Below are 22,981 nucleotides of genomic sequence, written 5' to 3'. Positions count from 1 at the left end.
GTGCTCGACGTCAACTTCTTCGACGAGCTGCGCATCGGCCTCGCCACCGCCGACGACATCCGGCAGTGGTCCCACGGCGAGGTCAAGAAGCCGGAGACCATCAACTACCGCACTCTCAAGCCGGAGAAGGACGGGCTTTTCTGCGAGAAGATCTTCGGTCCTCAGCGGGACTGGGAGTGCTACTGCGGTAAGTACAAGCGGGTCCGTTTCAAGGGCATCATCTGTGAGCGCTGCGGCGTTGAGGTGACTCGGTCCAAGGTCCGCCGGGAGCGGATGGGGCACATCGAGCTCGCTGCCTCGGTGACCCACATCTGGTACTTCAAGGGCGTGCCGAGCCGGCTGGGCTACCTGCTGGATCTTGCCCCCAAGGACCTTGAGAAGATCATTTACTTCGCCTCGTACGTGGTGACGAGTGTGGACGCCGATGCGCGTCACCGGGATCTGGCCACGATCGAGAACGAGATTCTCGCCGAGAAGCGGCAGTCCGAGAACAGCCGGGATTCGGAGATCGAGAAGCGGGCGGGCAAGCTCGAGGCCGACCTCGCCGAGCTGGAGGCCGAGGGCGCCAAGGCGGACGTCCGGCGCAAGGTCAAGGAGGGCGGAGAGCGCGAGATGCGCCAGATCCGCGACCGGGCCCAGCGCGAGATCGACCGCCTGGACGAGGTGCTGGAAACCTTCCGCAAGCTGGAGCCGAAGCAGCTGGTCACCGACGAGCTGCTCTACCGGGAGCTGCGCGACCGGTTCGGCGAGTACTTCACCGGCGGGATGGGGGCCGAGGCGATCAAGGCCCTGGTCCAGAACATGGACCTCGGCACCGAGGCGGAGAGCCTGCGGGAGACCATCCGTACCGGCAAGGGGCAGCGGAAGATTCGGGCGCTCAAGCGACTCAAGGTGGTCGCCGCGTTCCTGAACACCAGCAACTCGCCGCTCGGCATGGTGCTGGACTGCGTCCCGGTCATCCCGCCGGACCTGCGCCCGATGGTGCAGCTCGACGGTGGCCGCTTCGCGACCTCCGACCTGAACGACCTCTACCGCCGTGTGATCAACCGGAACAACCGGCTCAAGCGGCTGATCGATCTCGGTGCTCCCGAGATCATCGTCAACAACGAGAAGCGGATGCTTCAGGAGGCCGTTGACGCGTTGTTCGACAACGGCCGTCGTGGTCGACCGGTCACCGGTCCGGGTAACCGTCCGCTCAAGTCGTTGTCCGACATGCTCAAGGGCAAGCAGGGCCGGTTCCGGCAGAACCTGCTCGGCAAGCGGGTCGACTACTCGGGCCGGTCGGTTATCGTGGTCGGTCCGAAGCTCAAGCTGCACCAGTGCGGCCTGCCCAAGCAGATGGCGTTGGAGCTGTTCAAGCCGTTCGTGATGAAGCGGCTGGTGGACCTCAACCACGCACAGAACATCAAGTCCGCCAAGCGGATGGTCGAGCGGCAGCGGCCGGTCGTCTGGGATGTGCTCGAGGAGGTCATCGGCGAGCACCCGGTGCTGCTCAACCGGGCGCCGACCCTGCACCGACTGGGTATCCAGGCGTTCGAGCCGCAGCTGGTCGAGGGCAAGGCGATCCAGATCCACCCGCTGGTCTGCACCGCGTTCAACGCCGACTTCGACGGTGACCAGATGGCGGTGCACGTGCCGCTGTCAGCCGAGGCGCAGGCCGAGGCACGGATCCTGATGCTCTCGTCCAACAACATTCTCAAGCCGGCGGACGGCAAGCCGGTGACCATGCCCACCCAGGACATGATCATCGGTCTCTACCACCTCACCCACCGCACCCCGGGTGAGCGGGGCGAGGGCCGGGCGTTCAGCTCGGACGCCGAGGCCCGGATGGCGTTCGACAACGGTGAACTGCACCTGCAGGCGCCGGTGAAGATTCGGCTGCGGGGTCTCGTCGGGGTCGAGAGTGGCCCCGGTGCCGAGCCGTGGACCGCGCCGGAGGGCTGGGTCGAGGGCGATCCGATCACGGTGGAGACGACACTCGGTCGGGTTCTGTTCAACGAGACCCTGCCGCCGGGATACCGGTTCGTGAACTACGAGATCCGCAAGGGGCAGCTCTCCGCGATCGTCAACGACCTCGCCGAGCGTTTCCCGAAGGTCGCTCTCGCGGCCACCCTGGATGGTCTCAAGGAGGCCGGCTTCCACTGGGCCACCTGGTCCGGCGTGACCATCGGGATGGAGGATGTCCTCGCGCCGCCGCGTAAGCGGGAGATCCTTGGTCGGTACGAGAAGGAAGCCGACCGGATCGACAAGCAGTACCAGCGTGGTCTGATGACCGCCGAGGAACGTCGCGGTGAGCTCATCGAGATCTGGACCAAGGCGACCAACGAGGTCGCCAAGGAGATGGACACCGCGCTACCGCAGGAGAACCCGCTCTGGAAGATGATCAACTCGGGGGCCCGCGGTAACCTGCTTCAGCTCCGGCAGATCGCCGCGATCCGTGGCCTGGTGGCGAACCCGAAGGGTGAGATCATTCCGCGTCCGATCAAGGCCTCCTACCGTGAGGGCCTGTCGGTGCTGGAGTACTTCATCTCCACGCACGGTGCCCGTAAGGGTCTGGCGGACACCGCCCTGCGTACCGCCGACTCGGGCTACCTGACCCGTCGTCTGGTGGACGTCTCGCAGGATGTGATCATCCGCGAGGAGGACTGCGGCACCGACCGGGCCATTCCGATGCAGGTGGGTCAGCTCGCCGGCGAGGCCGGTTCGTTGGTCGTGCACGAACACGCGGAGACCAGCGTGCACGCCCGTACGTTGGCTGACGACATCAAGGGGCCGGACGGCACCGTCGTCGCCGAGCGGGGCGCGGACATCAACTCGATTCTGGTGGACAAGATCGTCGCCGCCGGGGTGGAGTCCGTCCGAGTCCGCAGCGTGCTCACCTGTGAGTCGAAGCTGGGCGTCTGTGGGGCCTGCTACGGCCGTTCGCTCCCGACCGGCAAGACCGTGGATGTCGGCGAGGCGGTCGGCATCATCGCCGCCCAGTCGATCGGTGAGCCGGGTACGCAGCTGACGATGCGTACCTTCCACACCGGTGGTGTCGCTGGGGAGGACATCACCCAGGGTCTGCCCCGGGTCCAGGAGATCTTCGAGGCTCGCATCCCGAAGGGCAAGGCCCCGATCGCGGACACCCCTGGTCGGGTCCGGATCGAGGATGGCGAGCGGTCCCGGAAGATCATCGTGGTGCCGGACGACGGCAGCGACGAGATCGCCTACGACAAGATCTCGAAGCGGGTCCGACTGCTGGCCAACGACGGCGATCACGTCGAGGTCGGCGAGAAGCTCACGGTGGGTACGATCGACCCGCACGAGCTGCTCCGCATCCTCGGTCCGCGTGCGGTCCAGGTCCACCTGACCCAGGAGGTCCAGGAGGTCTACCGCTCGCAGGGTGTGCTCATTCACGACAAGCACATCGAGATCATCATCCGGCAGATGCTCAAGCGGGTGACGGTGATCGACTCCGGCTCGACCGAGTTCCTGCCGGGCGTGCTCGTGGACCGGGCCCTGTTCGAGTCGGAGAACCGCCGGCTCGTCTCCGAGGGCGGCGAACCTGCCGCTGGCCGTCCGGTGCTGATGGGTATCACGAAGGCCTCCCTGGCCACCGACTCCTGGCTCTCGGCGGCCTCCTTCCAGGAGACCACCCGGGTGCTGACGGATGCGGCGATCCACGCTCGCAGCGACTCGCTGATCGGGCTCAAGGAGAACGTGATCATCGGTAAGCTCATCCCGGCTGGTACTGGCATCAGCAAGTACCGCAACGTCCGGGTCGAGCCGACCGAGGAGGCGAAGGCCAAGGTCTACTCGATGACCGGCTACCCGGAGACCGATTACGGCTTCGGGCCGGCCAGTGGCCAGGCGGTCCCGCTGGACGACTTCGACTTCGGGTCGTACCGCTAGATCCCACGATTGACGCGGCCCCCGGCGATGCCGGGGGCCGCGTCGTGTTCGGTGGTGTCGGTGTCGGTGATCCGCTGGGTAGCCGGCTCGAGGTCTGTTCCGATCTGAGTCCGGGCATGATGGGGGCATGAGCACCGCTGCCGGGCCCTCCCCGCTCGCCCTGCCGGGGCTGCCCCGGCACCCGCAGGACCCGGATCCGATGCGGTCAACCAAGGCGCGGGCGGTCTTCGCGCTCGGGCTGTTCGGAGCACTGACCGGCCTCTTCGTCGGGGGAGTGGTGCCGGCCACCGTGGCACTCGTGTTGGCGCGGCAGGCGCGTCGTGAGGCGTACCTGTCTGGGGGATTTCTGACCGGAGCGGCGTGGCTACGGCGAGGGGAGCGACTGGCCTGGACCGGCCTGGTGCTGACCATGGTCGTGGTGACCGTTCTGGTGGTGATCGGTGTCATCCGGCTGGCGGAGGCCCCCTACGGCCAGGATTTCGCCCCAAACGTGGACTGACCGGTGGGAGCGTTGACCAAGTCGGGCATTGCCCGCTGGCCGCGCAGCGGTAGCCTGACCGATGTTCGGCGCCTGGGCGTCGACTGCCGACTTGGAGGACCTGTGACCGATCCGGCACGCCCGCAGGGCACCGATCCGGTACCCCCGCCGGGCACCGACCCGACGGCGCCCGGCGGGCCGCGGGGTCCAGCGGAGGGCGCGTCCGCTCCGCCGCGGCTGGGGGCGCCGACGCCAGACCCGTGGGCCCGGCCACCAGCGCCGTCCGGCCCGGCGGGCACGCCACCGACCTCAACCCCCGGTTGGGGCCCCCTGCCGGTGGTGGCTCCGCCTCCGCCGCGGGAGGCGTTGGGTCGGCCGAGTCAGATTCATCCGGTGCCGGGTACGCCGTTCGGGGTTGTGCACCTCGACGTACCGGCGGTCACCTCCGGTCTCGCGGTGGGGTCCCTGGTCGTGGGGATTGTTTCGATTCTGGTGTCGTTGCCGGTGGCCGGTTTCGGCGTAATTGGGGCGGGTGGGGACGGTGCGTGGGCTGCAGGAGCCTTCGCCATGCTGGGTGTCCTTACCGGGGCGAGCGCTGTTGGTGTCGGTTTGTTCGGGCTGCGGCAGATCCGTCGGCCGATGCCGCCGCCGGCGGTCCGGTTCTCCGGGCGGGGACTGGCCTGGGCCGGGGTGGGCTGCGGTGGCGCCGGGCTGCTCCTCAACCTGAGCGGGCTTGGGTTGGCGCTGCTCGTGGGGCTGTCCTGATCGTTGGGTTTATGGCTGATTGTGCGGCGCATTGGGAACCGAGGGCCGCGGGATCGTCGCCAGGTGCAGCCGGTACACTTGACTAGGTAGGTGCCCGGCACGGGCGCGCAGGCCGAACGGTCTCGACCGGTGGGTGAACCCGCTGGCCGCCCAGTTTTGACCTGCGCGGTTGTGGTAGGTACCCTTTCCCCTTGTGCCCAGGCATGCCTGGGCAGTTCGTGCGTGCGCTGTGATCTCGCTTCGTGGGTGTGCTCGCGGTGCACGACGACAGCCAGAGATCCGGCCACCTCGCGCCGGTGACCAAACCCGGTTTTCGCCCGTGAGTGACGACCGGGAAACCGCGAATCGGCGACACGCCCGACCGCGGGTGCTGGGACCCCGGCAGGTGGCCCTGGTTGAAATGTAGGAGAGCCGTCCATCCGGCCGGCTAGAAGCAGACGGCGCGGTTGCCTGCTGGCGACCGAAGGGAGCGGAGAAACCCGGTGCCCACCATTCAGCAGCTGGTCCGAAAGGGCCGTCAGGCCAAGACGACCAAGACGAAAACCCCCGCCCTGAAGGGGTCCCCGCAGCGGCGGGGCGTGTGCACCCGGGTGTACACCACCACCCCGAAGAAGCCGAACTCGGCACTGCGTAAGGTCGCTCGGGTCAAGCTCAGCAGCCAGATCGAGGTGACCGCCTACATTCCGGGTGTCGGTCACAACCTCCAGGAGCACTCGATCGTGCTGGTCCGCGGTGGCCGGGTGAAGGACCTCCCCGGCGTGCGGTACAAGATCGTACGTGGCTCGCTGGACACCCAGGGTGTCCGCAACCGCAAGCAGGCGCGTAGCCGCTACGGCGCTAAGAAGGAGAAGAGCTGAGATGCCGCGTAAGGGACCCGCTCCGCGGCGGCCGCTGGTCGCTGACCCGGTGTACAACTCGCCGCTGGTCACCCAGCTGGTAAACAAGATCCTGCTGCGCGGCAAGCGTCAGCTCGCCGAGACCCTCGTCTACGCGGCGCTGGAGGGCTGCCGGGAGAAGTCCGGCACCGACCCGGTGGTCACCCTCAAGCGGGCGATGGACAACGTCAAGCCGACGCTCGAGGTGCGCAGCCGTCGGGTTGGTGGCGCCACCTACCAGGTGCCGGTCGAGGTTCGTCCGGCCCGCGCCACCACCCTGGGCCTGCGCTGGCTGGTCACCTACGCCCGTGCCCGGCGCGAGAAGACCATGGTTGAGCGGCTGATGAACGAGCTGCTGGACGCGAGCAACGGCCTCGGTGCCGCCGTCAAGCGGCGCGAGGACACCCACAAGATGGCCGAGTCCAACAAGGCCTTCGCGCACTACCGCTGGTAACACCCGGGTTCCGGCGCCGTCTCGGCGCCGGAACCACACCAGTTGTGTCGAGACGACGATAAGTAGGGATTGAAGTGGCCGCCGCAGACGCGCTCGCCAACGTACGCAATATCGGTATCATGGCGCACATCGATGCCGGTAAGACCACTACCACCGAGCGAATCCTGTTCTACACCGGTATTACCTACAAGATCGGTGAGGTTCATGAGGGCGCTGCCGTCATGGACTGGATGGAGCAGGAGCAGGAGCGCGGTATCACGATCACCTCCGCCGCCACGAAGTGCGAGTGGAAGGGCCACACGATTCAGATCATCGACACGCCCGGCCACGTCGACTTCACGGTCGAGGTCGAGCGGTCGCTGCGGGTTCTGGATGGTGCGGTCGCGGTCTACGACGGCGTTGCCGGCGTGGAGCCGCAGACGGAGAACGTCTGGCGTCAGGCCGACAAGTACAACGTCCCGCGGATGTGCTTCGTCAACAAGCTCGACCGGACCGGTGCGGACTTCTTCCGCTGCGTCCAGATGATGGTGGACCGGCTCAACGCCACTCCGTTGGTGCTTCAGGTCCCGATTGGGCTCGAGTCCGAGCACATCGGCGTCGTTGACCTGATCGACATGCGTGCCCTCACCTGGCGTGGGGAAACCCAGAAGGGCGAGGACTACGCGGTCGAGGAGATCCCGGCTGAGTTGGCCGACGTCGCCGCCGAGTGGCGCGAGAAGCTGATGGAGACGCTGGCCGACGTCGACGACGCGGTGATGGAGAAGTACCTGGAGGGCGAGGAGTTCTCCGTCGAGGAGATCAAGGCCGCTATCCGTCGGGCGACCATCGCCGGTAAGGCCAACCCGGTCCTCTGTGGCTCCGCCTTCAAGAACAAGGGCGTCCAGCCGATGCTGGACGCCGTGGTCGACTTCCTGCCGTCGCCGCTGGACGTCCCGGCGATCGAGGGCACCGCGACCGACGGTGAGACTCCGCTGCTGCGGACGCCGTCCACCTCGGAGCCCTTCTCCGGTCTGGCATTCAAGATTCAGACCGACAAGCACCTTGGGAAGCTGACCTACGTCCGGGTTTACTCCGGTGTGGTCGAGACCGGTTCGCAGGTGGTCAACTCCACCAAGGACCGCAAGGAGCGGATCGGCAAGATCTACCAGATGCACGCCAACAAGCGGGAGGAGCGCGGCTCCGCCAAGGCTGGCGACATCATCGCGGTTCAGGGTCTGAAGCAGACCACCACCGGTGACACCCTCTGCGACCCGGCGAACCCGGTTATTCTTGAGTCGATGACCTTCCCGGAGCCGGTCATCGAGGTGGCCATCGAGCCGAAGACCAAGGCCGACCAGGAGAAGCTCAGCACCGCCATCCAGCGACTGGCTGAGGAGGACCCAACCTTCCGCGTCAAGCTGGACGACGAGACCGGGCAGACGGTCATCTCCGGGATGGGGGAGCTACACCTGGATATCCTGGTGGACCGGATGCGCCGCGAATTCAACGTCGAGGCGAACATCGGTAAGCCACAGGTGGCGTACCGCGAGACCATCCGCCGCAAGGTGGAGAAGATCGAGTACACCCACAAGAAGCAGACCGGTGGTTCCGGTCAGTACGCCCGGGTGATCATCAGCCTGGAGCCGTTGCCGCTGGACAACGATTCTCCGACCTACGAGTTCGCCAACGCGGTCACCGGTGGTCGCATCCCCCGGGAGTTCATCCCCTCGGTGGACGCGGGTGCGCAGGATGCCATGCGATACGGCATTCTGGCCGGCTTCCCGTTGGTTGGTGTGAAGATGACCCTGGTGGACGGTCAATACCACGAGGTCGACTCGTCTGAGATGGCGTTCAAGATCGCTGGTTCGATGGTGCTGAAGGATGCGGCCCGCAAGGCCGATCCGGCGCTGCTCGAGCCGATGATGGCCGTTGAGGTCACCACTCCAGAGGAGAACATGGGTGACGTCGTCGGCGATATTAACTCCCGTCGAGGCATAATCCAGGCGATGGAGGATCGCGGCGGTGCCCGCGTCGTCCGTGCCCTGGTGCCGTTGTCGGAGATGTTCGGCTACGTCGGCGACCTGCGGTCGAAGACCCAGGGCCGGGCTAGCTACAGCATGCAGTTCGACTCCTACGCCGAGGTCCCGGCCTCGGTGGCGAAGGAGATCATCGCCAAGGCGACCGGCGAGTGACACTCGCCTGAGCCGGTTGATGAGCCGGGGCGGGTCGCGGGAGGGTCTCCCGCCCGCGACCACCTCGGTCGGAGGGCATGAATCTGGGCCTGTAAGCTTCATCGCCGCAGAGCCCACAAATGGCTTCCCGGCCGTCAGGCCGGAAAGGCTGTCGACAGAGTCCTAAGCGCCGACCGGCGCGCCGGGGCGAACGAACCAAGAAAGTCCACAGGAGGACACCAGTGGCGAAGGCGAAGTTCGAGCGGACTAAGCCGCACGTCAACATCGGCACCATTGGTCACATCGACCACGGTAAGACGACGCTGACGGCGGCCATCACCAAGGTCCTGCACGACCAGTACCCGGACCTGAACCCGTACATGCCGTTCGACGAGATCGACAAGGCGCCGGAGGAGAAGGCCCGCGGTATCACGATCTCGATCGCGCACGTCGAGTACCAGACCGAGGCGCGGCACTACGCGCACGTCGACTGCCCCGGGCACGCCGACTACATCAAGAACATGATCACCGGTGCGGCCCAGATGGACGGCGCGATCCTCGTGGTCGCGGCGACCGACGGCCCGATGCCGCAGACCCGCGAGCACGTGCTGCTGGCCCGCCAGGTCGGCGTGCCGTACATCGTCGTGGCGCTCAACAAGAGCGACATGGTTGACGACGAGGAGCTCCTTGAGCTCGTCGAGCTCGAGGTCCGTGAGCTGCTCTCCTCGCAGGAGTACCCGGGTGACGACCTGCCGGTCGTGCGGGTCTCCGCGCTGAAGGCCCTTGAGGGTGACCCGGAGTGGGCCGGCAAGCTCATGGAGCTGATGACCGCGGTCGACACCTCGGTCCCGCAGCCGGAGCGCGAGACCGAGAAGCCGTTCCTGATGCCGATCGAGGACGTCTTCACGATCACCGGCCGGGGCACGGTTGTCACCGGTCGCGCCGAGCGTGGCGTGCTGAAGCCGAACGAGGAGGTGGAGCTCGTCGGCATCCGTGAGAAGTCGACGAAGACCACCTGCACCGGCATCGAGATGTTCCGCAAGCTGCTGGACGAGGCGCGCGCGGGCGAGAACGTCGGTCTGCTGCTGCGTGGTGTGAAGCGCGAGGACGTCGAGCGCGGCATGGTCATCATCAAGCCGGGCACCGCCACCCCGCACACCGAGTTCGAGGCGACGGTCTACATCCTTTCCAAGGAGGAGGGCGGCCGCCACACGCCGTTCTTCCAGAACTACCGTCCGCAGTTCTACTTCCGGACCACGGACGTTACCGGCGTGGTTACCCTCCCCGAGGGCACCGAGATGGTCATGCCGGGTGACAACACCACGATGACCGTGAAGCTGATCCAGCCCGTCGCGATGGAGGAGAACCTCAAGTTCGCGATCCGCGAGGGTGGCCGCACGGTTGGCGCGGGTCGCGTCACCAAGATCATGAAGTGAGCTAGGTAACCCCGATTAGGTGTGCCGCCGCTCGTGCGGCATACTAGTCAGGTTGCGTAACGATGGTTCGTCCGTTCGCGTTCGGCAGCGCCGAACCTCCGGACGGGGGGCCAGTCGGGCGCAGGGTGGTTGGCGATTCTGTCGCTGACCACCCTCGCGCGGCGTCTAGGTCGCCATTGTGCGATCGACGTGATGACCCACCGCGGCAGAATCGCTCCGGAATCCCGGGGCGGATTCTGAACCGAGGGCGCGACACGCCCGACCGCGGGGGTCGGCGAAGCGGGCCCGGTGCCACTCGGCGCGGGCGTCCGCAACACAGCGGCATCGAGAGAAGGAACAGAAGCCACTATGGCGGGACAGAAGATCCGCATCCGGCTCAAGGCCTATGACCACGAGGTCGTCGACTCCTCGGCTCGGAAGATCGTCGAGACGGTGACGCGTACCGGGGCGCAGGTCGCAGGGCCGGTGCCGCTGCCCACGGAGATCAACCGTTTCTGCGTTATCCGCTCGCCGCACAAGTACAAGGACTCGCGCGAGCACTTCGAGATGCGCACGCACAAGCGGCTGATCGACATCATCGACCCGACCCCGAAGACGGTCGACTCGCTCATGCGCCTCGACCTGCCGGCTGGCGTCGACATCGAGATCAAGCTGTAGGGATCGGACAAATGGACAGGCAAGTCAAGGGGATCCTGGGCGCGAAGCTCGGCATGACCCAGGTCTGGGACAACAACCGTGTTGTCCCGGTGACTGTGGTGCAGGCCGGCCCGTGCGTCGTCAGCCAGGTCCGTAGCCAGGAAAAGGACGGCTACGCGGCCGTCCAGTTGGCGTATGGCGCCATCGACCCGCGCAAGGTCAAGAAGCCGATCAGCGGCCACTTCGCAAAGGCCGAGGTCGCGCCGCGCCGGCGCATCGTCGAACTGCGCACCACCGACGCCGCCGAGTACTCGCTCGGCCAGGAGGTCACGGTCGAGGAGTTCCCGGCCGGTATCTCGGTTGACGTGACCGGAAAGACCAAGGGCAAGGGCTACGCCGGCCCGATGAAGCGGCACGGCTTCCACGGCCTGCGCGCCAGCCACGGTGTCGAGCGCAAGCACCGCTCGCCGGGCTCGATCGGCGGCTGCGCCACTCCGGGGCGCGTTTTCAAGGGCACCCGGATGGCCGGCCGGATGGGTGGTGTGCGTTACACCGTCCAGAACCTCACCGTCCAGGCGGTTGACACCGAGAACAATCTCCTGCTCGTCCGAGGCGCCATCCCTGGCCCCAAGGGCGCGCTGGTCCTGGTTCGCACTGCGGCCAAGGCGAAGAAGGGTGGGGCAGCCAAGTGACCACCGTTGATGTCCACACCGTCGAAGGTACCAAGGCCGGCTCCGTCGAGCTGCCCGCTGACATCTTCGACGCGCAGGCCAACATCCCGCTGATGCACCAGGTCGTGGTAGCTCAGCTCGCGGCGGCTCGACAGGGCACGCACAAGACCAAGACGCGGGGCGAGGTCGCCGGCGGCGGCAAGAAGCCCTACAAGCAGAAGGGCACCGGCCGGGCCCGCCAGGGCTCGATCCGCGCTCCGCAGTTCGCCGGGGGCGGCGTGGTCCACGGCCCGGTGCCGCGTGACTACAGCCAGCGCACCCCGAAGAAGATGAAGGCCGCCGCGCTGCGGGGTGCCCTGTCGGACCGGGCCCGCGCCGAGAAGGTGCACGTCGTCGAGGCGTTCGTCGCCGGTGAGAAGCCGTCAACGAAGGCGGCTCTGGCCACCCTGGCGAAGCTGACCGACGCACGCCGGGTGCTGGTGGTGCTGAGCAGCACCGATGAGGTGAACTGGGTGTCGCTGCGCAACGAGCCGCGGGTGCACCTGATCGAGTCCGGCCAGCTCAACACGTACGACGTGCTGCTGGCCGACGATGTGGTCTTCACCAAGGAGGCCCTGGAGGAGTTCCTGGGCGTTCCCGCTGAGACCACCGAGGAGGGTGGCAAGTGAGCACGATCGCCGACCCGCGCGACATCATCATTGCGCCGGTCGTCTCGGAGAAGAGCTACAGCGAGCTGAACCGCAACTGGTACACGTTCCTGGTGCACCCGGACGCGAACAAGACCGCGATCAAGATCGCCATTGAGCAGATCTTCAACGTCCGCGTCCTGACGGTCAACACGCTCAACCGCGTGGGCAAGCGTAAGCGGACCCGGACCGGGTTCGGTAAGCGCAAGGACACCAAGCGGGCGATGGTGAAGCTGGCTGACGGTGACCGCATCGAGGCCTTCGGCGGCCCGGTCAGCTGAGGGGTGTAGACAATGGCTATCCGTAAGTACAAGCCGACGACGCCGGGCCGGCGTGGCTCGAGTGTTGCCGACTTCGCCGAGATCACCCGGTCTACGCCGGAGAAGTCGCTGCTGGCCCCGCTGCCGAAGAAGGGCGGGCGGAACGCCCACGGCCGGATCACCGCCCGGCACCAGGGTGGCGGCCACAAGCGCCAGTACCGAATCATCGACTTCAAGCGAGTCGACAAGGACGGCGTGCCGGCGAAGGTCGCGCACATCGAGTACGACCCGAACCGCACCGCGCGGATCGCGCTGCTGCACTTCCGGGACGGCGAGAAGCGGTACATTCTCGCGCCGAAGGACCTGAAGCAGGGCGACATCGTCGAGTCGGGTCCGGGCGCCGACATCAAGCCGGGCAACAACCTGCCGCTGCGGAACATCCCGGTCGGTCTGACCATCCACAACGTGGAACTGCGTCCGGGTGGCGGCGCCAAGCTGGCCCGCTCCGCGGGGACCGGAATCCAGCTGCTCGGTCGGGAGGGCGCCTACGCGACTCTGCGGATGCCTTCCGGTGAAATCCGCCGCGTTGACGTGCGCTGCCGGGCCAGCATTGGTGAGATCGGCAACGCCGACCAGTCAAACATCAACTGGGGCAAGGCCGGCCGGATGCGGTGGAAGGGCAAGCGCCCGACCGTCCGTGGTGTGGCCATGAACCCGGTCGACCACCCGCACGGTGGTGGTGAGGGTAAGACCTCTGGTGGCCGTCACCCGGTCAACCCGCAGGGTAAGCCCGAGGGCCGTACCCGCCGTAAGGGCCAGCCGAGTGACCGGCTGATCGTCCGCCGTCGCTACGCCACGCGTAAGCGCGGCTGAGGGAGATAAGAGATGCCTCGCAGCCTGAAGAAGGGCCCGTTCATCGACGACCACCTGCTCAAGAAGGTGGAGACGCAGAACGACAAGGGCACCAAGAACGTCATCAAGACCTGGTCGCGGCGCTCGACGATCATCCCGGAGATGCTGGGTCACACGATCGCTGTGCACGACGGACGCAAGCACGTCCCGGTATTCGTGACCGAGGCGATGGTCGGGCACAAGCTCGGCGAGTTCGCGCTGACCCGCACGTTCAAGGGTCACGAGAAGGACGACCGGAAGAGCCGTCGGCGCTGACGCCGCGGGCATACGGATAGAGGAACAAGGGGTTACAGCGATGCCAGGAAAGGGCGACGCTCCGGTGCTTCCGGGCGCGCGGGCGGTTGCGCGGTACGTGCGCATCTCGCCGATGAAGGCGCGCCGGGTGGTCAACCTCGTCCGCGGCCTGCCCGCGAAGGAGGCGCTCACGGTGCTGCAGTTCGCGCCACAGGCTGCGAGCGAGCAGGTGTACAAGGTACTCGCGAGCGCGATCGCCAACGCGGAGAACAACGAGCGGCTGGACCCCGATGCGCTGCTCGTCCGCGAGGCGTACGTGGACGAGGGCCCGACGATGAAGCGGTTCCAGCCGCGCGCCCAGGGTCGGGCGTACCGGATCCGGAAGCGCACCTGTCACATCACGGTGGTGGTTGAGGCGGTCGCGCCGGCTGCGCCGAAGGCGGCGGCGAAGAAGGCGGCCCCGGCGACGGAGACCACGCCAGCTGCGACCGAGAGCAAGACGGAGGGTGCCGAGTAATGGGTCAGAAGGTTCACCCGCACGGGTTCCGGCTCGGCATCTCGACCGACTGGAAGTCGCGCTGGTTCGCGGACAAGCTCTACAAGGACTACGTCGGCGAGGATGTCAAGATCCGTCGGATGATGTCCAAGGGCCTGGAGCGGGCGGGAATCTCCAAGGTTGACATCGAGCGCACCCGGGACCGGGTCCGCGTCGACATCCACACCGCCCGGCCGGGCATCGTGATCGGCCGTAAGGGTGCTGAGGCCGACCGGATCCGCGGCAAGCTCGAGAAGCTGACCGGCAAGCAGGTCCAGCTCAACATCATCGAGGTGAAGAGCCCCGAGTCGGACGCGCAGCTCGTCGCGCAGGGCGTGGCCGAGCAGCTGTCCAGCCGGGTCAGCTTCCGTCGGGCGATGCGTAAGGCCATGCAGTCGGCGATGAAGAACCCGGTCTGCAAGGGCATCCGGGTGCAGGTCTCGGGGCGGCTCGGTGGTGCCGAGATGAGCCGGACCGAGTTCTACCGCGAGGGCCGGGTCCCGCTGCACACGCTGCGGGCCAACATCGAGTACGGCTTCTTTGAGGCCCGGACCACCTTCGGCCGGATCGGCGTGAAGGTTTGGATCTACAAGGGCGACGCGGTACCGGGCCGGGAGACCCCGGCCGAGGCTCCGTCGCGTCCGCGCCGGGAGCGCGGCGACCGCTCGGAGCGGCCGCGTCGGGGTAGGTCTGGTTCGGCCGGCACCACCGCTGGTGGCACCGAGACCGGCCGAGCCGCCGCAACCACCATCGCGCAGGCGGCCGAGACGCCGAGCGGCGAGTCGGTGGACGCTGGCGCGATCGCGTCGGCCGCTACCCAGCCGGCAGAAACGCAGCAGGAGGGCTGACAGATGCTGATGCCGCGCAAGCCCCCGAAGGGCTTCCGCAAGCCGCACCACCCGGACCGCAGTGGCGCGTCCAAGGGCGGTAACCGGGTGGTGTTCGGCGAGTTCGGGATCCAGGCTCTCGAGCCGGCCTACGTGACCAACCGCCAGATCGAGTCGGCGCGTATCGCGATGACCCGGCACATCAAGCGTGGTGGCAAGGTCTGGATCACGATCTTCCCGGACCAGGCGCTCACCAAGAAGCCGGCGGAGACCCGGATGGGTTCCGGTAAGGGCTCCCCCGAGTGGTGGGTCGCGAACGTGAAGCCGGGGCGGGTTCTCTTCGAGATGTCCTTCCCCAACGAGCAGATCGCGCGTGAGGCGATGCGTCGCGCGATTCACAAGCTCCCGATGAAGTGCCGGATTGTTACACGCGAAGTGGGTGAATCCTGATGGCAGCGGGCGTTAAGGTCGCCGAGCTGCGTGAGCTCTCCGAGGAGGAGTTGGTCACGAAGCTGCGCGAGGCTAAGGCGGAGCTGTTCAACCTCCGCGTGCAGGCCGCAACCGGGCAGCTGGACAACAACCGGCGGCTGCAGGTCATTCGTCGGGAGATCGCCCGGATCTACACGATCATGCGTGAACGCGAGCTGGGGCTCTCGGCCGCGCCGACTGAGGTGACTGCAGGATGAGCGAGAACACCACCGCGACCACGCGGGCCCGCCGGAAGGTTCGTGAGGGCCTCGTGGTCAGCGACAAGATGGACAAGACCGTTGTCGTCGAGGTCGAGGACCGCGTCAAGCACGGGCTGTACGGCAAGATCATGCGCCGCACCAGCAAGCTTAAGGTCCACGACGAGCAGAACTCGGCCGGCCTCGGCGACCGGGTCCTGATCATGGAGACCCGGCCGTTGTCTGCCACCAAGCGGTGGCGGCTCGTGGAGATCCTCGAGAAGGCCAAGTAGCGAAGGCTCGAGCTCGGCCGGTTCCGGTCGGGCGCAGGTTCCGCCAGGCTCCGGCCGCCGTGGTGCGGCCGGAGAACCGGCAGACATAGGAGATAGACGTGATTCAGCAGGAGTCGCGACTGCGCGTCGCCGACAACACGGGTGCCCGGGAGATCCTGTGCATCCGGGTGCTCGGTGGCTCCGGTCGGCGCTACGCGAGCATCGGCGACGTCATCGTGGCCACCGTCAAGGACGCGATCCCGGGCGCCGGTGTCAAGAAGGGCGATGTCGTGAAGGCGGTCGTCGTTCGTACCGCCAAGGAGAGGCGGCGGCCGGACGGCTCGTACATCCGCTTCGACGAGAACGCCGCCGTCATCATCAAGGACGGTGGGGATCCGCGTGGCACCCGTATCTTCGGCCCGGTTGGCCGGGAGCTGCGGGACAAGCGGTTCATGAAGATTATTTCTCTCGCGCCGGAGGTGTTGTGACCGTGAAGGTCAAGAAGGGCGACACGGTCGTCGTCATCGCCGGCAAGGACAAGGGCGCCAAGGGTAAGGTCATCGCGGCCTACCCGCGGCAGGACAAGGTCCTGGTCGAGGGCGTGAACCGGGTCAAGAAGCACACCCGCATCAGCACCACTCAGCGTGGCGCGAAGACCGGTGGCATCGTCACCCAGGAGGCTCCGATCCACGTCTCGAACGTGATGGTCTTGGACTCCGACGGCAAGCCGACCCGGGTCGGCTACCGGATCGACGACAACGGCCAGAAGGTCCGCATCGCGCGTAGCACCGGTAAGGACCTGTGATGACCACGGCTACCGAAACCAAGACCATGCCGCGCCTCAAGGAGCGGTACCGTAACGAGATCGTGGGCCAGCTGCGGGAGCAGTACAAGTACGGCAACCCGATGCAGGTGCCGGGCCTGGTCAAGATCGTCGTCAACATGGGTGTCGGCGAGGCCGCTCGGGACGCCAAGTTGATCGACGGTGCGGTCCGCGATCTGGCCACCATCACCGGCCAGAAGCCGCAGGTTAGGCGGGCCACCAAGTCCATCGCGCAGTTCAAGCTGCGGGAGGGGATGCCGATCGGCGCGAAGGTCACGCTGCGCGGCGACCGGATGTGGGAGTTCCTGGATCGGCTGCTCTCCATCGCGCTGCCGCGTATCCGTGACTTCCGCGGTCTCGACGGGCGCAAGCTCGACGGGAACGGTAACTACACGTTCGGTCTGACCGAGCAGTCGGTGTTCCACGAGATCGACCAGGACAAGATCGATCGCCAGCGGGGCATGGACATCACGGTGGTCACCACCGCCACGACCGACGATGAGGGCCGGGCGCTGCTCAAGTTCCTGGGCTTCCCGTTCAAGGAGAACTGAGATGGCCAAGAAGGCGCTGATCCTCAAGGCGGCCGCGAAGCCGAAGTTCTCGGTTCGCGCGTACACCCGCTGCCAGCGGTGCGGGCGTCCGAAGGCGGTCTACCGCAAGTTCGGTCTCTGCCGGGTCTGCATCCGGGAGATGGCCCACCGCGGTGAGCTGCCCGGCGTGTCCAAGGCTTCCTGGTAATAGCCCGGCGCGCTCCGCGCGTCAGCTGCACTGTCTCTTCGCCGTAGGCCCGGGATCACCCGGGAACCCCGGCGAGAAAGGTTGACGAGTTTAATGACGATGACCGACCCGATCGCAGACATGCTCACGCGTCTGCGTAACGCCAACCAGGCGTACCACGACCGGGTGACGATGCCCTACTCGAAGATCAAGGCGAATATCGCCGAGGTCCTCAAGTCCGAGGGGTACATCAGCACCTGGTTGGTCGAGGAGCCCGAGGAGAGCGCCGTCGGCAAGCGACTGGTCGTCGAGCTGAAGTACGGCCAGAGCCGCGAGCGGAGCCTGGCCGGCATCAAGCGTGTGTCCAAGCCCGGCCTCCGGGTGTACGCCAAGTCGGGTGAGCTCCCGCGGGTGCTCGGCGGGCTTGGCGTGGCGATCATTTCGACGTCCCAGGGGCTGCTCACCGATCGGCAGGCCCGCAAGCGGAGCGTTGGCGGGGAAGTCCTCGCCTTCGTCTGGTAACGGGAGACAGGTAGAAATGTCGCGTATTGGACGTAAGTCGATCCCGGTACCAGCCGGCGTTGACGTCACGATCGCCGGCCAGACCGTCACGGTCAAGGGCCCCAAGGGCGAACTCTCGCACACCATCGCCGAGCCGATCACGATCGAGCGGGCGGAGGACGGGCAGCTGAACGTGGCTCGCCCGAACGACGAGCGCAAGGCCAAGGAACTGCACGGACTGAGCCGTACCCTGGTCGCCAACATGATTGTCGGCGTGACCGAGGGGTACCGGAAGAGTCTGGAGATCGCGGGCACCGGTTACCGGGTGACCGCGAAGGGCAAGGACCTCGAGTTTGCGCTCGGGTTCTCGCACCCGGTCACCGTGGTGCCGCCGGAGGGCATCACCTTCTCGGTGGAGAGGCCGACGCTGTTCCACGTGGCTGGCATCAACAAGCAGCTGGTCGGTGAGGTCGCCGCGAACATCCGGAAGATCCGTCCGCCGGAGCCCTACAAGGGCAAGGGCGTGAAGTACCAGGGTGAAGTGATCCGCCGTAAGGCCGGAAAGGCAGGTAAGAAGTGAGCGCCACGCTGCTCAAGCGTCGCCGCGGTGTCGCCGCCAAGCGCGCCGTCGGGCGGGCGCGCCGGCACTTCCGGGTCCGGCGGCAGGTCAGTGGGACGCCCGCGCGTCCCCGCCTGGTGGTCACCCGTTCGCTGCGGCACATCGTCGCCCAGATCGTGGACGACACCAAGGGTCACACCCTGGTGTCGGCCTCGACCCTGGATGCCTCGCTGCGGGGCACCGAGGGCGACAAGAGTGTTCTGGCCGGCAAGGTCGGTGTCCTGCTCGCCGAGCGGGCGAAGGCCGCTGGTATCGCCAAGGTCGTCTTCGACCGCGGTGGCAACCGGTACGCGGGGCGGGTCGCCGCGCTAGCCGACGCTGCCCGCGAAGCCGGGCTCGAGTTCTGACAAACCCCGTCACGAGAGAGAAGGAAGGCTGCTGATGCCAGGTCAACAGCGCCGTGGCGGCGGGTCCGGTGGCAACGAGGGTGGTCGCCGCGACAACCGCCGTGAGGGCGGCCGCGGAAACGCGCCCGTCGAGAAGACCCCGCACCTTGAGCGGGTCGTCGCAATCAACCGCGTCGCAAAGGTCGTGAAGGGTGGTCGTCGCTTCAGCTTCACCGCCCTGGTGATCGTGGGCGACGGCGACGGCACCGTCGGTGTGGGCTACGGAAAGGCCAAGGAGGTGCCCGCGGCGATCGCCAAGGGTGTCGAGGAGGCCAAGAAGCACTTCTTCAAGGTGCCGCGGATTGGTCAGTCCATCCCGCACCCGGTGCAGGGCGAGGACGCCGCTGGTGTCGTGCTGCTGAAGCCGGCTTCGGCCGGTACCGGTGTCATCGCCGGTGGCCCGGTCCGTGCCGTGCTGGAGTGCGCCGGCATTCACGATGTGCTCTCGAAGAGCCTCGGGTCGTCCAACCCGATCAACATCGTGCACGCCACGTTGGCGGCGCTGAAGGGGCTTGAGTCTCCCGAGGCTGTCGCGTCCCGGCGGGGCCTGCCGGTTGAGGACGTCGCGCCGGCGGCCATGCTGGCGTCGCGGGCGGAGGTGGCGTCCTGATGGCTCGCCTGAAGGTCACCCAGGTCCGGTCCGAGATTGGGACCAAGCAGAACCAGCGGGACTCGCTGCGTTCGCTCGGGCTCAAGCGGATCAACGACGTGGTGGTCAAGGAAGACCGTCCGGAGATTCGCGGCATGATCTTCACGGTCAACCACCTCGTGAAGGTCGAGGAGGTCGAGTAATGACGATCAAGGTCCACCACCTGCGTCCGGCGCCGGGTGCCAAGGTCGCCAAGACCCGGGTGGGTCGTGGTGAGGGCTCCAAGGGCAAGACCGCCGGTCGCGGTACCAAGGGGTCCAAGGCCCGGAAGAACATCTCGGCAGCGTTCGAGGGTGGGCAGATGCCTATCCACATGCGGTTGCCGAAGATGAAGGGCTTCAAGAACAAGTTCAAGGTGACCTTCCAGGTCGTCAACCTGGAGCGGCTCGCCGAGCTGTTCCCGAACGGCGGTCAGGTTGGCCCGGCCGAGCTGGTTGATGCCGGTGCGGTCCGCAAGGGGCAGCCGATCAAGGTCCTCGGGACCGGTGACCTCGGTGGCGTGACCCTCCAGGTCTCGGCGCAGGCGTTCAGCGCGTCGGCCAAGGAGAAGATCACTGCTGCCGGTGGTTCGATCACCGAGCTGTAAGAGTTCTGCGGCGTGGGCATGGTCGGGAAGCCGGCCATGCCCACGCCGCGACTCATTGGCCGTCGTTATGCGGCGTGGGCTTTGGTTCATGGGAAACGTGAAGCGTCCTGAACCGGCCGCGGTGTGGTCGGGCTGATTGAATGACCAGAGAGTCGCACCGCGTTTGGTAATGCCGTCCACAACCGCTTTCGGTTTTGTTTCCCGAAAGAGTGAGACCGTAGTCTTGTCGCCCGCGTTCGCTACGGCTGCGGTAGCTTCGGGAAATGTGGCCGCGCCGATCCCGGTAGAATTGGCTCGAATTGACCGACGGGTCCGGGAAACTCTGTTTACAGGTGCTGCCGCGTTACGATCCAGCGGAGTCGAAGCCCCGATGTGTTAATGGTAGCGATACCACTTTCATATTCGCGTGGCATACCTGATGTGGACTTCGCCGGCCATGGTGGAGGTGCGGCTGAGGTCCGGATGGACTGGGGTGAGCACCAGCGGGACGGCCGTAGCGAGATCGAGCCTGAGATCCAGAACCGAGATCAGTGTATCGGGGCCGGAGCCAGGTCGGGGCGCACATGAGTTGCCCCAGCGGCGTTCGCTATAGTTGCCAACAATTCTGCACGCTAGCGTACGGGTGGTGCCGGGGTCAATAGAAGATTATGGGCTCGATAAATCGGTACGTCGCTCTCTGGTGGCCGGATGGGCGCGTAAGCTGCGCCGGGTCCCGATGTGGGAGGCCGTGGAGGTTCGCTCCCTCGCCTGTCAGCTTCGTATGCCGCGACCTGACGGAACAAGACATGTAGGCACCCAGTGGTGTGGTGTTGGGCAAGCCTGTTAAGGTGTGACTTCGGCGTCGTCTAGGTCGCCAGTCTGATGGTGCCCGTGTTGGCGAAAGGCCACGCGGCCTTCGCGCAGGAGGAAGAACTTGCTGTCTGCCTTTCTCAGTGCGTTCCGTACGCCTGACCTGCGCAAGAAGCTGCTGTTCACGATCGGCATCATTGCGATCTACCGCCTCGGTGCCGCGCTACCCAGCCCCGGCGTGTCGTACACCAACGTGCAGAAGTGCATCGATGCGACCCAGGGCAGCACCGGCGTACTGAACCTGCTCAACCTCTTCTCTGGTGGGGCGCTGCTGCAGCTCTCGGTCTTCGCGCTGGGCATCATGCCCTACATCACCGCGTCGATCATCCTGCAGCTGTTGACGGTGGTGATCCCCCGGCTGGAGCAGCTCCGTAAGGAGGGCCAGGCCGGCCAGGCGAAGATCACGCAGTACACCCGCTACCTGACCCTCGGGCTCGGTGTGCTGCAGGCGTCGGCGTTCGTCGCGCTCGCCCGCTCGGGCCAGCTCTTCCAGAACCAGTGCGACCAGTTCCCGATCATCCCCGAGGGGACCGGCATCCCGAACTGGCTGACCCTGAGCATCCTGGTCATGACGATGACCGCGGGCACCGGTGTGGTCATGTGGCTCGGCGAGCTGATCACCGGCCGGGGTGTCGGTAACGGCATGTCCGTGCTGATCTTCACCTCGATCGCGGCGCGGCTCCCCGCCGAGGGCTGGACGATCAAGGAGAGCCAGGGCTGGGCCAAGTTCCTGCTCGTCATCGCCCTGGTGCTGGTCATCATCACCGCGGTTACCTTCATCGAGCAGTCGCAGCGCCGGATCCCGGTGCAGTACGCCAAGCGCATGATCGGCCGGCGGATGTACGGCGGCACGTCCACCTACATCCCGCTGAAGGTGAACCAGGCTGGTGTTATCCCGGTCATCTTCGGTTCGTCGCTGCTCTACCTGCCGCAGCTGGCCCTGCAGTTCTTCGACCAGAACAACCCGGGCCGGACCCAGGTGTGGATTCAGAACAACCTGGTCGACCCGACCAGCCCGATCTACATCGTCGTCTACTTCCTGCTGATCATCTTCTTCACGTACTTCTACGTCTCGATCACCTTCAACCCGACCGAGGTCGCGGACAACATGAAGAAGTACGGCGGTTTCGTTCCGGGCATCCGGCCGGGCAAGCCGACCGCCGACTACCTGGACTTCATCCTCAGTCGGATCACCCTGCCGGGCGCGCTCTACTTGGCCGTCGTCTCGATCCTGCCGAACTTCTTCTTCATCTGGCTCGACCGTCAGCAGTACCTGAACTTCCCGTTCGGTGGTACCGCAGTTCTGATCATGGTTGGTGTCGGCCTTGAGACCACCAAGCAGATCGAGAGCCAACTGATGCAGCGGAACTACGAAGGGTTCCTGCGCTAGATGAGACTCGTTCTGGTTGGCCCGCCGGGCGCGGGTAAGGGCACGCAGGCAGAGTTCGTCGCCGCGCACCTCGCGGTGCCGAAGATCTCGACCGGGGATATCTTCCGGTCCAACGTCTCGCAGGGCACGCCCCTCGGGGTTCAGGCCAAGCGATTCATGGACGCCGGCGAGTTGGTGCCGGACGAGGTGACCATCAGCATGGTCCGGGACCGGCTCGCCGAACCGGACGCCGGTGCGGGGTTCCTTCTCGACGGTTTCCCGCGGACCACCCCACAGGCGGCCGCGCTGGACAAGCTCCTCGTTGACCTGGGCGCCGGGCTGGACCTGGTGCTGGAGTTGGTGGTTGACGACGACGAAGTCATTCGGCGGCTCTCCGGCCGTCGTACCTGCCGGGGCTGCGGCAAGGTGTGGCACGTCGAGTTCGACGCCCCCAGCCGGGAGGGGCGCTGCGACCGGTGCGGCGCTGAACTGTTCCAGCGCGACGACGACAAGCCGGAGACCATCTCCACCCGGTTGCGGGAGTACACGGACAAGACCGCGCCACTGGTGGATTACTACGGTGCCCAGAGCAAACTCGTGGGCATCGACGCCACCGGCCCGGTCGAGGATGTCACCGTTCGGGCAATCGATGCTCTGCGGTCCTACGGCGGCTGAGTCCCCGCACCGCGGATAGAGCCCCGGTAGTGGGGTACGTTGCGGCGTGCCCGCTTT

The 22,981-nt window shown here is 66.4% G+C and carries 30 protein-coding genes; all 30 read left to right on the top strand.

From position 1 onward, the window contains the following. The 30 genes from H0524_RS04530 to H0524_RS04385 all read left to right on the top strand — a co-directional run bounded on the left by H0524_RS04530 (window position 1) and on the right by H0524_RS04385 (window position 22,924). The gene (locus H0524_RS04530; protein ID WP_018726249.1) at window positions 1-3,894 is read left to right on the top strand and encodes a DNA-directed RNA polymerase subunit beta'; all 3,894 of its coding nucleotides are present in this window, start codon (window positions 1-3) and stop codon (window positions 3,892-3,894) included. A gap of 127 nt (window positions 3,895-4,021) precedes the next feature. Next, complete coding sequence (locus H0524_RS04525) at window positions 4,022-4,393, top strand: hypothetical protein (RefSeq protein ID WP_180197489.1); 372 nt, start codon at window positions 4,022-4,024, stop codon at window positions 4,391-4,393. A 372-nt stretch (window positions 4,394-4,765) separates the two neighbouring features. Continuing rightward, window positions 4,766-5,137 carry a hypothetical protein gene (locus H0524_RS04520; RefSeq protein ID WP_180197614.1) on the top strand — a complete coding sequence of 124 codons (372 nt, stop codon included), beginning with the start codon at window positions 4,766-4,768 and terminating at the stop codon, window positions 5,135-5,137. 482 nt (window positions 5,138-5,619) lie between these two features. After that, complete coding sequence (rpsL, locus tag H0524_RS04515) at window positions 5,620-5,994, top strand: 30S ribosomal protein S12 (protein ID WP_007465318.1); 375 nt, start codon at window positions 5,620-5,622, stop codon at window positions 5,992-5,994. Window position 5,995: 1 nt separating this feature from the next. Next, a complete protein-coding gene (rpsG, locus tag H0524_RS04510; protein WP_012015128.1) occupies window positions 5,996-6,466 on the top strand; it encodes a 30S ribosomal protein S7 in 471 nt (156 codons plus the stop codon). A 74-nt stretch (window positions 6,467-6,540) separates the two neighbouring features. Beyond that, a complete protein-coding gene (gene fusA / locus H0524_RS04505) occupies window positions 6,541-8,637 on the top strand; it encodes an elongation factor G (RefSeq protein ID WP_180197488.1) in 2,097 nt (698 codons plus the stop codon). 221 nt (window positions 8,638-8,858) lie between these two features. After that, window positions 8,859-10,052, top strand: a complete 1,194-nt coding sequence (gene tuf, locus H0524_RS04500; protein WP_180197487.1) for an elongation factor Tu — start codon at window positions 8,859-8,861, stop codon at window positions 10,050-10,052. A 348-nt stretch (window positions 10,053-10,400) separates the two neighbouring features. Next, window positions 10,401-10,709 carry a 30S ribosomal protein S10 gene (gene rpsJ, locus H0524_RS04495; protein ID WP_007073037.1) on the top strand — a complete coding sequence of 103 codons (309 nt, stop codon included), beginning with the start codon at window positions 10,401-10,403 and terminating at the stop codon, window positions 10,707-10,709. Window positions 10,710-10,720: 11 nt separating this feature from the next. After that, window positions 10,721-11,380, top strand: a complete 660-nt coding sequence (rplC, locus tag H0524_RS04490; RefSeq protein WP_018217062.1) for a 50S ribosomal protein L3 — start codon at window positions 10,721-10,723, stop codon at window positions 11,378-11,380. Further along, on the top strand, window positions 11,377-12,027 hold the full coding sequence (gene rplD / locus H0524_RS04485) for a 50S ribosomal protein L4 (RefSeq protein WP_018217061.1): 651 nt from the start codon (window positions 11,377-11,379) through the stop codon (window positions 12,025-12,027). The genes rplC and rplD overlap by 4 nt, the downstream gene beginning before the upstream one ends. After that, window positions 12,024-12,326 carry a 50S ribosomal protein L23 gene (gene rplW / locus H0524_RS04480; protein ID WP_012015123.1) on the top strand — a complete coding sequence of 101 codons (303 nt, stop codon included), beginning with the start codon at window positions 12,024-12,026 and terminating at the stop codon, window positions 12,324-12,326. The genes rplD and rplW overlap by 4 nt, the downstream gene beginning before the upstream one ends. 12 nt (window positions 12,327-12,338) lie before the next feature. Next, entirely contained in the window at window positions 12,339-13,178 is an 840-nt protein-coding gene (rplB, locus tag H0524_RS04475; protein WP_018217060.1) for a 50S ribosomal protein L2, read from the top strand. Between the two features lie 12 nt (window positions 13,179-13,190). Then, window positions 13,191-13,472: a 30S ribosomal protein S19 gene (gene rpsS, locus H0524_RS04470; RefSeq protein WP_012015121.1), complete on the top strand. Its 282-nt coding sequence runs from the start codon at window positions 13,191-13,193 to the stop codon at window positions 13,470-13,472. Window positions 13,473-13,512: 40 nt separating this feature from the next. Further along, window positions 13,513-13,968: a 50S ribosomal protein L22 gene (rplV, locus tag H0524_RS04465; RefSeq protein ID WP_180197486.1), complete on the top strand. Its 456-nt coding sequence runs from the start codon at window positions 13,513-13,515 to the stop codon at window positions 13,966-13,968. Continuing rightward, window positions 13,968-14,834, top strand: a complete 867-nt coding sequence (rpsC, locus tag H0524_RS04460; RefSeq protein WP_180197485.1) for a 30S ribosomal protein S3 — start codon at window positions 13,968-13,970, stop codon at window positions 14,832-14,834. The genes rplV and rpsC overlap by 1 nt, the downstream gene beginning before the upstream one ends. A 3-nt stretch (window positions 14,835-14,837) precedes the next feature. Continuing rightward, window positions 14,838-15,263 (top strand): 50S ribosomal protein L16, encoded by a 426-nt coding sequence (rplP, locus tag H0524_RS04455; protein ID WP_007465292.1) that lies wholly within the window; start codon window positions 14,838-14,840, stop codon window positions 15,261-15,263. Next, window positions 15,263-15,499 carry a 50S ribosomal protein L29 gene (rpmC, locus tag H0524_RS04450; RefSeq protein WP_180197484.1) on the top strand — a complete coding sequence of 79 codons (237 nt, stop codon included), beginning with the start codon at window positions 15,263-15,265 and terminating at the stop codon, window positions 15,497-15,499. The genes rplP and rpmC overlap by 1 nt, the downstream gene beginning before the upstream one ends. Next, on the top strand, window positions 15,496-15,771 hold the full coding sequence (rpsQ, locus tag H0524_RS04445; protein ID WP_018744657.1) for a 30S ribosomal protein S17: 276 nt from the start codon (window positions 15,496-15,498) through the stop codon (window positions 15,769-15,771). Before rpmC ends, rpsQ begins: the two co-directional genes overlap by 4 nt. A gap of 98 nt (window positions 15,772-15,869) precedes the next feature. Beyond that, complete coding sequence (gene rplN / locus H0524_RS04440; RefSeq protein WP_007465279.1) at window positions 15,870-16,238, top strand: 50S ribosomal protein L14; 369 nt, start codon at window positions 15,870-15,872, stop codon at window positions 16,236-16,238. Next, window positions 16,235-16,555, top strand: a complete 321-nt coding sequence (rplX, locus tag H0524_RS04435; protein ID WP_013288626.1) for a 50S ribosomal protein L24 — start codon at window positions 16,235-16,237, stop codon at window positions 16,553-16,555. Before rplN ends, rplX begins: the two co-directional genes overlap by 4 nt. Then, window positions 16,555-17,124: a 50S ribosomal protein L5 gene (rplE, locus tag H0524_RS04430; RefSeq protein ID WP_012184318.1), complete on the top strand. Its 570-nt coding sequence runs from the start codon at window positions 16,555-16,557 to the stop codon at window positions 17,122-17,124. The genes rplX and rplE overlap by 1 nt, the downstream gene beginning before the upstream one ends. A 1-nt stretch (window position 17,125) precedes the next feature. Continuing rightward, window positions 17,126-17,311: a type Z 30S ribosomal protein S14 gene (locus H0524_RS04425; RefSeq protein WP_007073023.1), complete on the top strand. Its 186-nt coding sequence runs from the start codon at window positions 17,126-17,128 to the stop codon at window positions 17,309-17,311. 93 nt (window positions 17,312-17,404) lie between these two features. Then, window positions 17,405-17,812, top strand: a complete 408-nt coding sequence (rpsH, locus tag H0524_RS04420; protein WP_012015114.1) for a 30S ribosomal protein S8 — start codon at window positions 17,405-17,407, stop codon at window positions 17,810-17,812. A gap of 16 nt (window positions 17,813-17,828) precedes the next feature. Beyond that, window positions 17,829-18,371, top strand: a complete 543-nt coding sequence (rplF, locus tag H0524_RS04415) for a 50S ribosomal protein L6 (protein ID WP_180197483.1) — start codon at window positions 17,829-17,831, stop codon at window positions 18,369-18,371. Further along, window positions 18,368-18,757, top strand: a complete 390-nt coding sequence (rplR, locus tag H0524_RS04410; RefSeq protein ID WP_018217051.1) for a 50S ribosomal protein L18 — start codon at window positions 18,368-18,370, stop codon at window positions 18,755-18,757. Before rplF ends, rplR begins: the two co-directional genes overlap by 4 nt. Before the next feature lie 34 nt (window positions 18,758-18,791). Continuing rightward, window positions 18,792-19,406, top strand: coding sequence for a 30S ribosomal protein S5 (rpsE, locus tag H0524_RS04405; RefSeq protein ID WP_018217050.1), 615 nt, complete (start codon window positions 18,792-18,794; stop codon window positions 19,404-19,406). After that, window positions 19,406-19,588 (top strand): 50S ribosomal protein L30, encoded by a 183-nt coding sequence (gene rpmD / locus H0524_RS04400; RefSeq protein WP_012015110.1) that lies wholly within the window; start codon window positions 19,406-19,408, stop codon window positions 19,586-19,588. The genes rpsE and rpmD overlap by 1 nt, the downstream gene beginning before the upstream one ends. Further along, window positions 19,588-20,031: a 50S ribosomal protein L15 gene (gene rplO / locus H0524_RS04395; protein WP_018217048.1), complete on the top strand. Its 444-nt coding sequence runs from the start codon at window positions 19,588-19,590 to the stop codon at window positions 20,029-20,031. The genes rpmD and rplO overlap by 1 nt, the downstream gene beginning before the upstream one ends. A gap of 913 nt (window positions 20,032-20,944) precedes the next feature. Then, on the top strand, window positions 20,945-22,270 hold the full coding sequence (secY, locus tag H0524_RS04390) for a preprotein translocase subunit SecY (protein ID WP_180197482.1): 1,326 nt from the start codon (window positions 20,945-20,947) through the stop codon (window positions 22,268-22,270). Then, the gene (locus H0524_RS04385) at window positions 22,271-22,924 is read left to right on the top strand and encodes an adenylate kinase (RefSeq protein ID WP_180197481.1); all 654 of its coding nucleotides are present in this window, start codon (window positions 22,271-22,273) and stop codon (window positions 22,922-22,924) included. Window positions 22,925-22,981 lie beyond the last annotated feature (57 nt).

This window comes from Salinispora sp. H7-4 (assembly GCF_013416675.1).
Lineage (GTDB): Bacteria > Actinomycetota > Actinomycetes > Mycobacteriales > Micromonosporaceae > Micromonospora > Micromonospora vitiensis.
The sequence above is the reverse complement of the archived record's forward strand: the minus strand, read 5'-3'. Positions and strand labels throughout refer to the sequence as shown.

Excerpts from the sequence above, each read along its gene's own strand:
- rplO (WP_018217048.1), top strand. The coding sequence starts at position 19,588 with ATGACGATCAAGGTCCACCACCTGCGTCCGGCGCCGGGTGCCAAGGTC.
- rpmD (WP_012015110.1), top strand. The coding sequence starts at position 19,406 with ATGGCTCGCCTGAAGGTCACCCAGGTCCGGTCCGAGATTGGGACCAAG.
- H0524_RS04425 (WP_007073023.1), top strand. The coding sequence starts at position 17,126 with ATGGCCAAGAAGGCGCTGATCCTCAAGGCGGCCGCGAAGCCGAAGTTC.
- rpsG (WP_012015128.1), top strand. The coding sequence starts at position 5,996 with ATGCCGCGTAAGGGACCCGCTCCGCGGCGGCCGCTGGTCGCTGACCCG.
- rplF (WP_180197483.1), top strand. The coding sequence starts at position 17,829 with ATGTCGCGTATTGGACGTAAGTCGATCCCGGTACCAGCCGGCGTTGAC.
- rplV (WP_180197486.1), top strand. The coding sequence starts at position 13,513 with ATGCCAGGAAAGGGCGACGCTCCGGTGCTTCCGGGCGCGCGGGCGGTT.
- rplB (WP_018217060.1), top strand. The coding sequence starts at position 12,339 with ATGGCTATCCGTAAGTACAAGCCGACGACGCCGGGCCGGCGTGGCTCG.
- rplE (WP_012184318.1), top strand. The coding sequence starts at position 16,555 with ATGACCACGGCTACCGAAACCAAGACCATGCCGCGCCTCAAGGAGCGG.
- rpsH (WP_012015114.1), top strand. The coding sequence starts at position 17,405 with ATGACGATGACCGACCCGATCGCAGACATGCTCACGCGTCTGCGTAAC.
- rpsE (WP_018217050.1), top strand. The coding sequence starts at position 18,792 with ATGCCAGGTCAACAGCGCCGTGGCGGCGGGTCCGGTGGCAACGAGGGT.
- rpsS (WP_012015121.1), top strand. The coding sequence starts at position 13,191 with ATGCCTCGCAGCCTGAAGAAGGGCCCGTTCATCGACGACCACCTGCTC.
- rpsQ (WP_018744657.1), top strand. The coding sequence starts at position 15,496 with ATGAGCGAGAACACCACCGCGACCACGCGGGCCCGCCGGAAGGTTCGT.
- rplC (WP_018217062.1), top strand. The coding sequence starts at position 10,721 with ATGGACAGGCAAGTCAAGGGGATCCTGGGCGCGAAGCTCGGCATGACC.
- H0524_RS04525 (WP_180197489.1), top strand. The coding sequence starts at position 4,022 with ATGAGCACCGCTGCCGGGCCCTCCCCGCTCGCCCTGCCGGGGCTGCCC.
- rplP (WP_007465292.1), top strand. The coding sequence starts at position 14,838 with ATGCTGATGCCGCGCAAGCCCCCGAAGGGCTTCCGCAAGCCGCACCAC.
- rpsC (WP_180197485.1), top strand. The coding sequence starts at position 13,968 with ATGGGTCAGAAGGTTCACCCGCACGGGTTCCGGCTCGGCATCTCGACC.
- rpsJ (WP_007073037.1), top strand. The coding sequence starts at position 10,401 with ATGGCGGGACAGAAGATCCGCATCCGGCTCAAGGCCTATGACCACGAG.
- H0524_RS04385 (WP_180197481.1), top strand. The coding sequence starts at position 22,271 with ATGAGACTCGTTCTGGTTGGCCCGCCGGGCGCGGGTAAGGGCACGCAG.
- rpmC (WP_180197484.1), top strand. The coding sequence starts at position 15,263 with ATGGCAGCGGGCGTTAAGGTCGCCGAGCTGCGTGAGCTCTCCGAGGAG.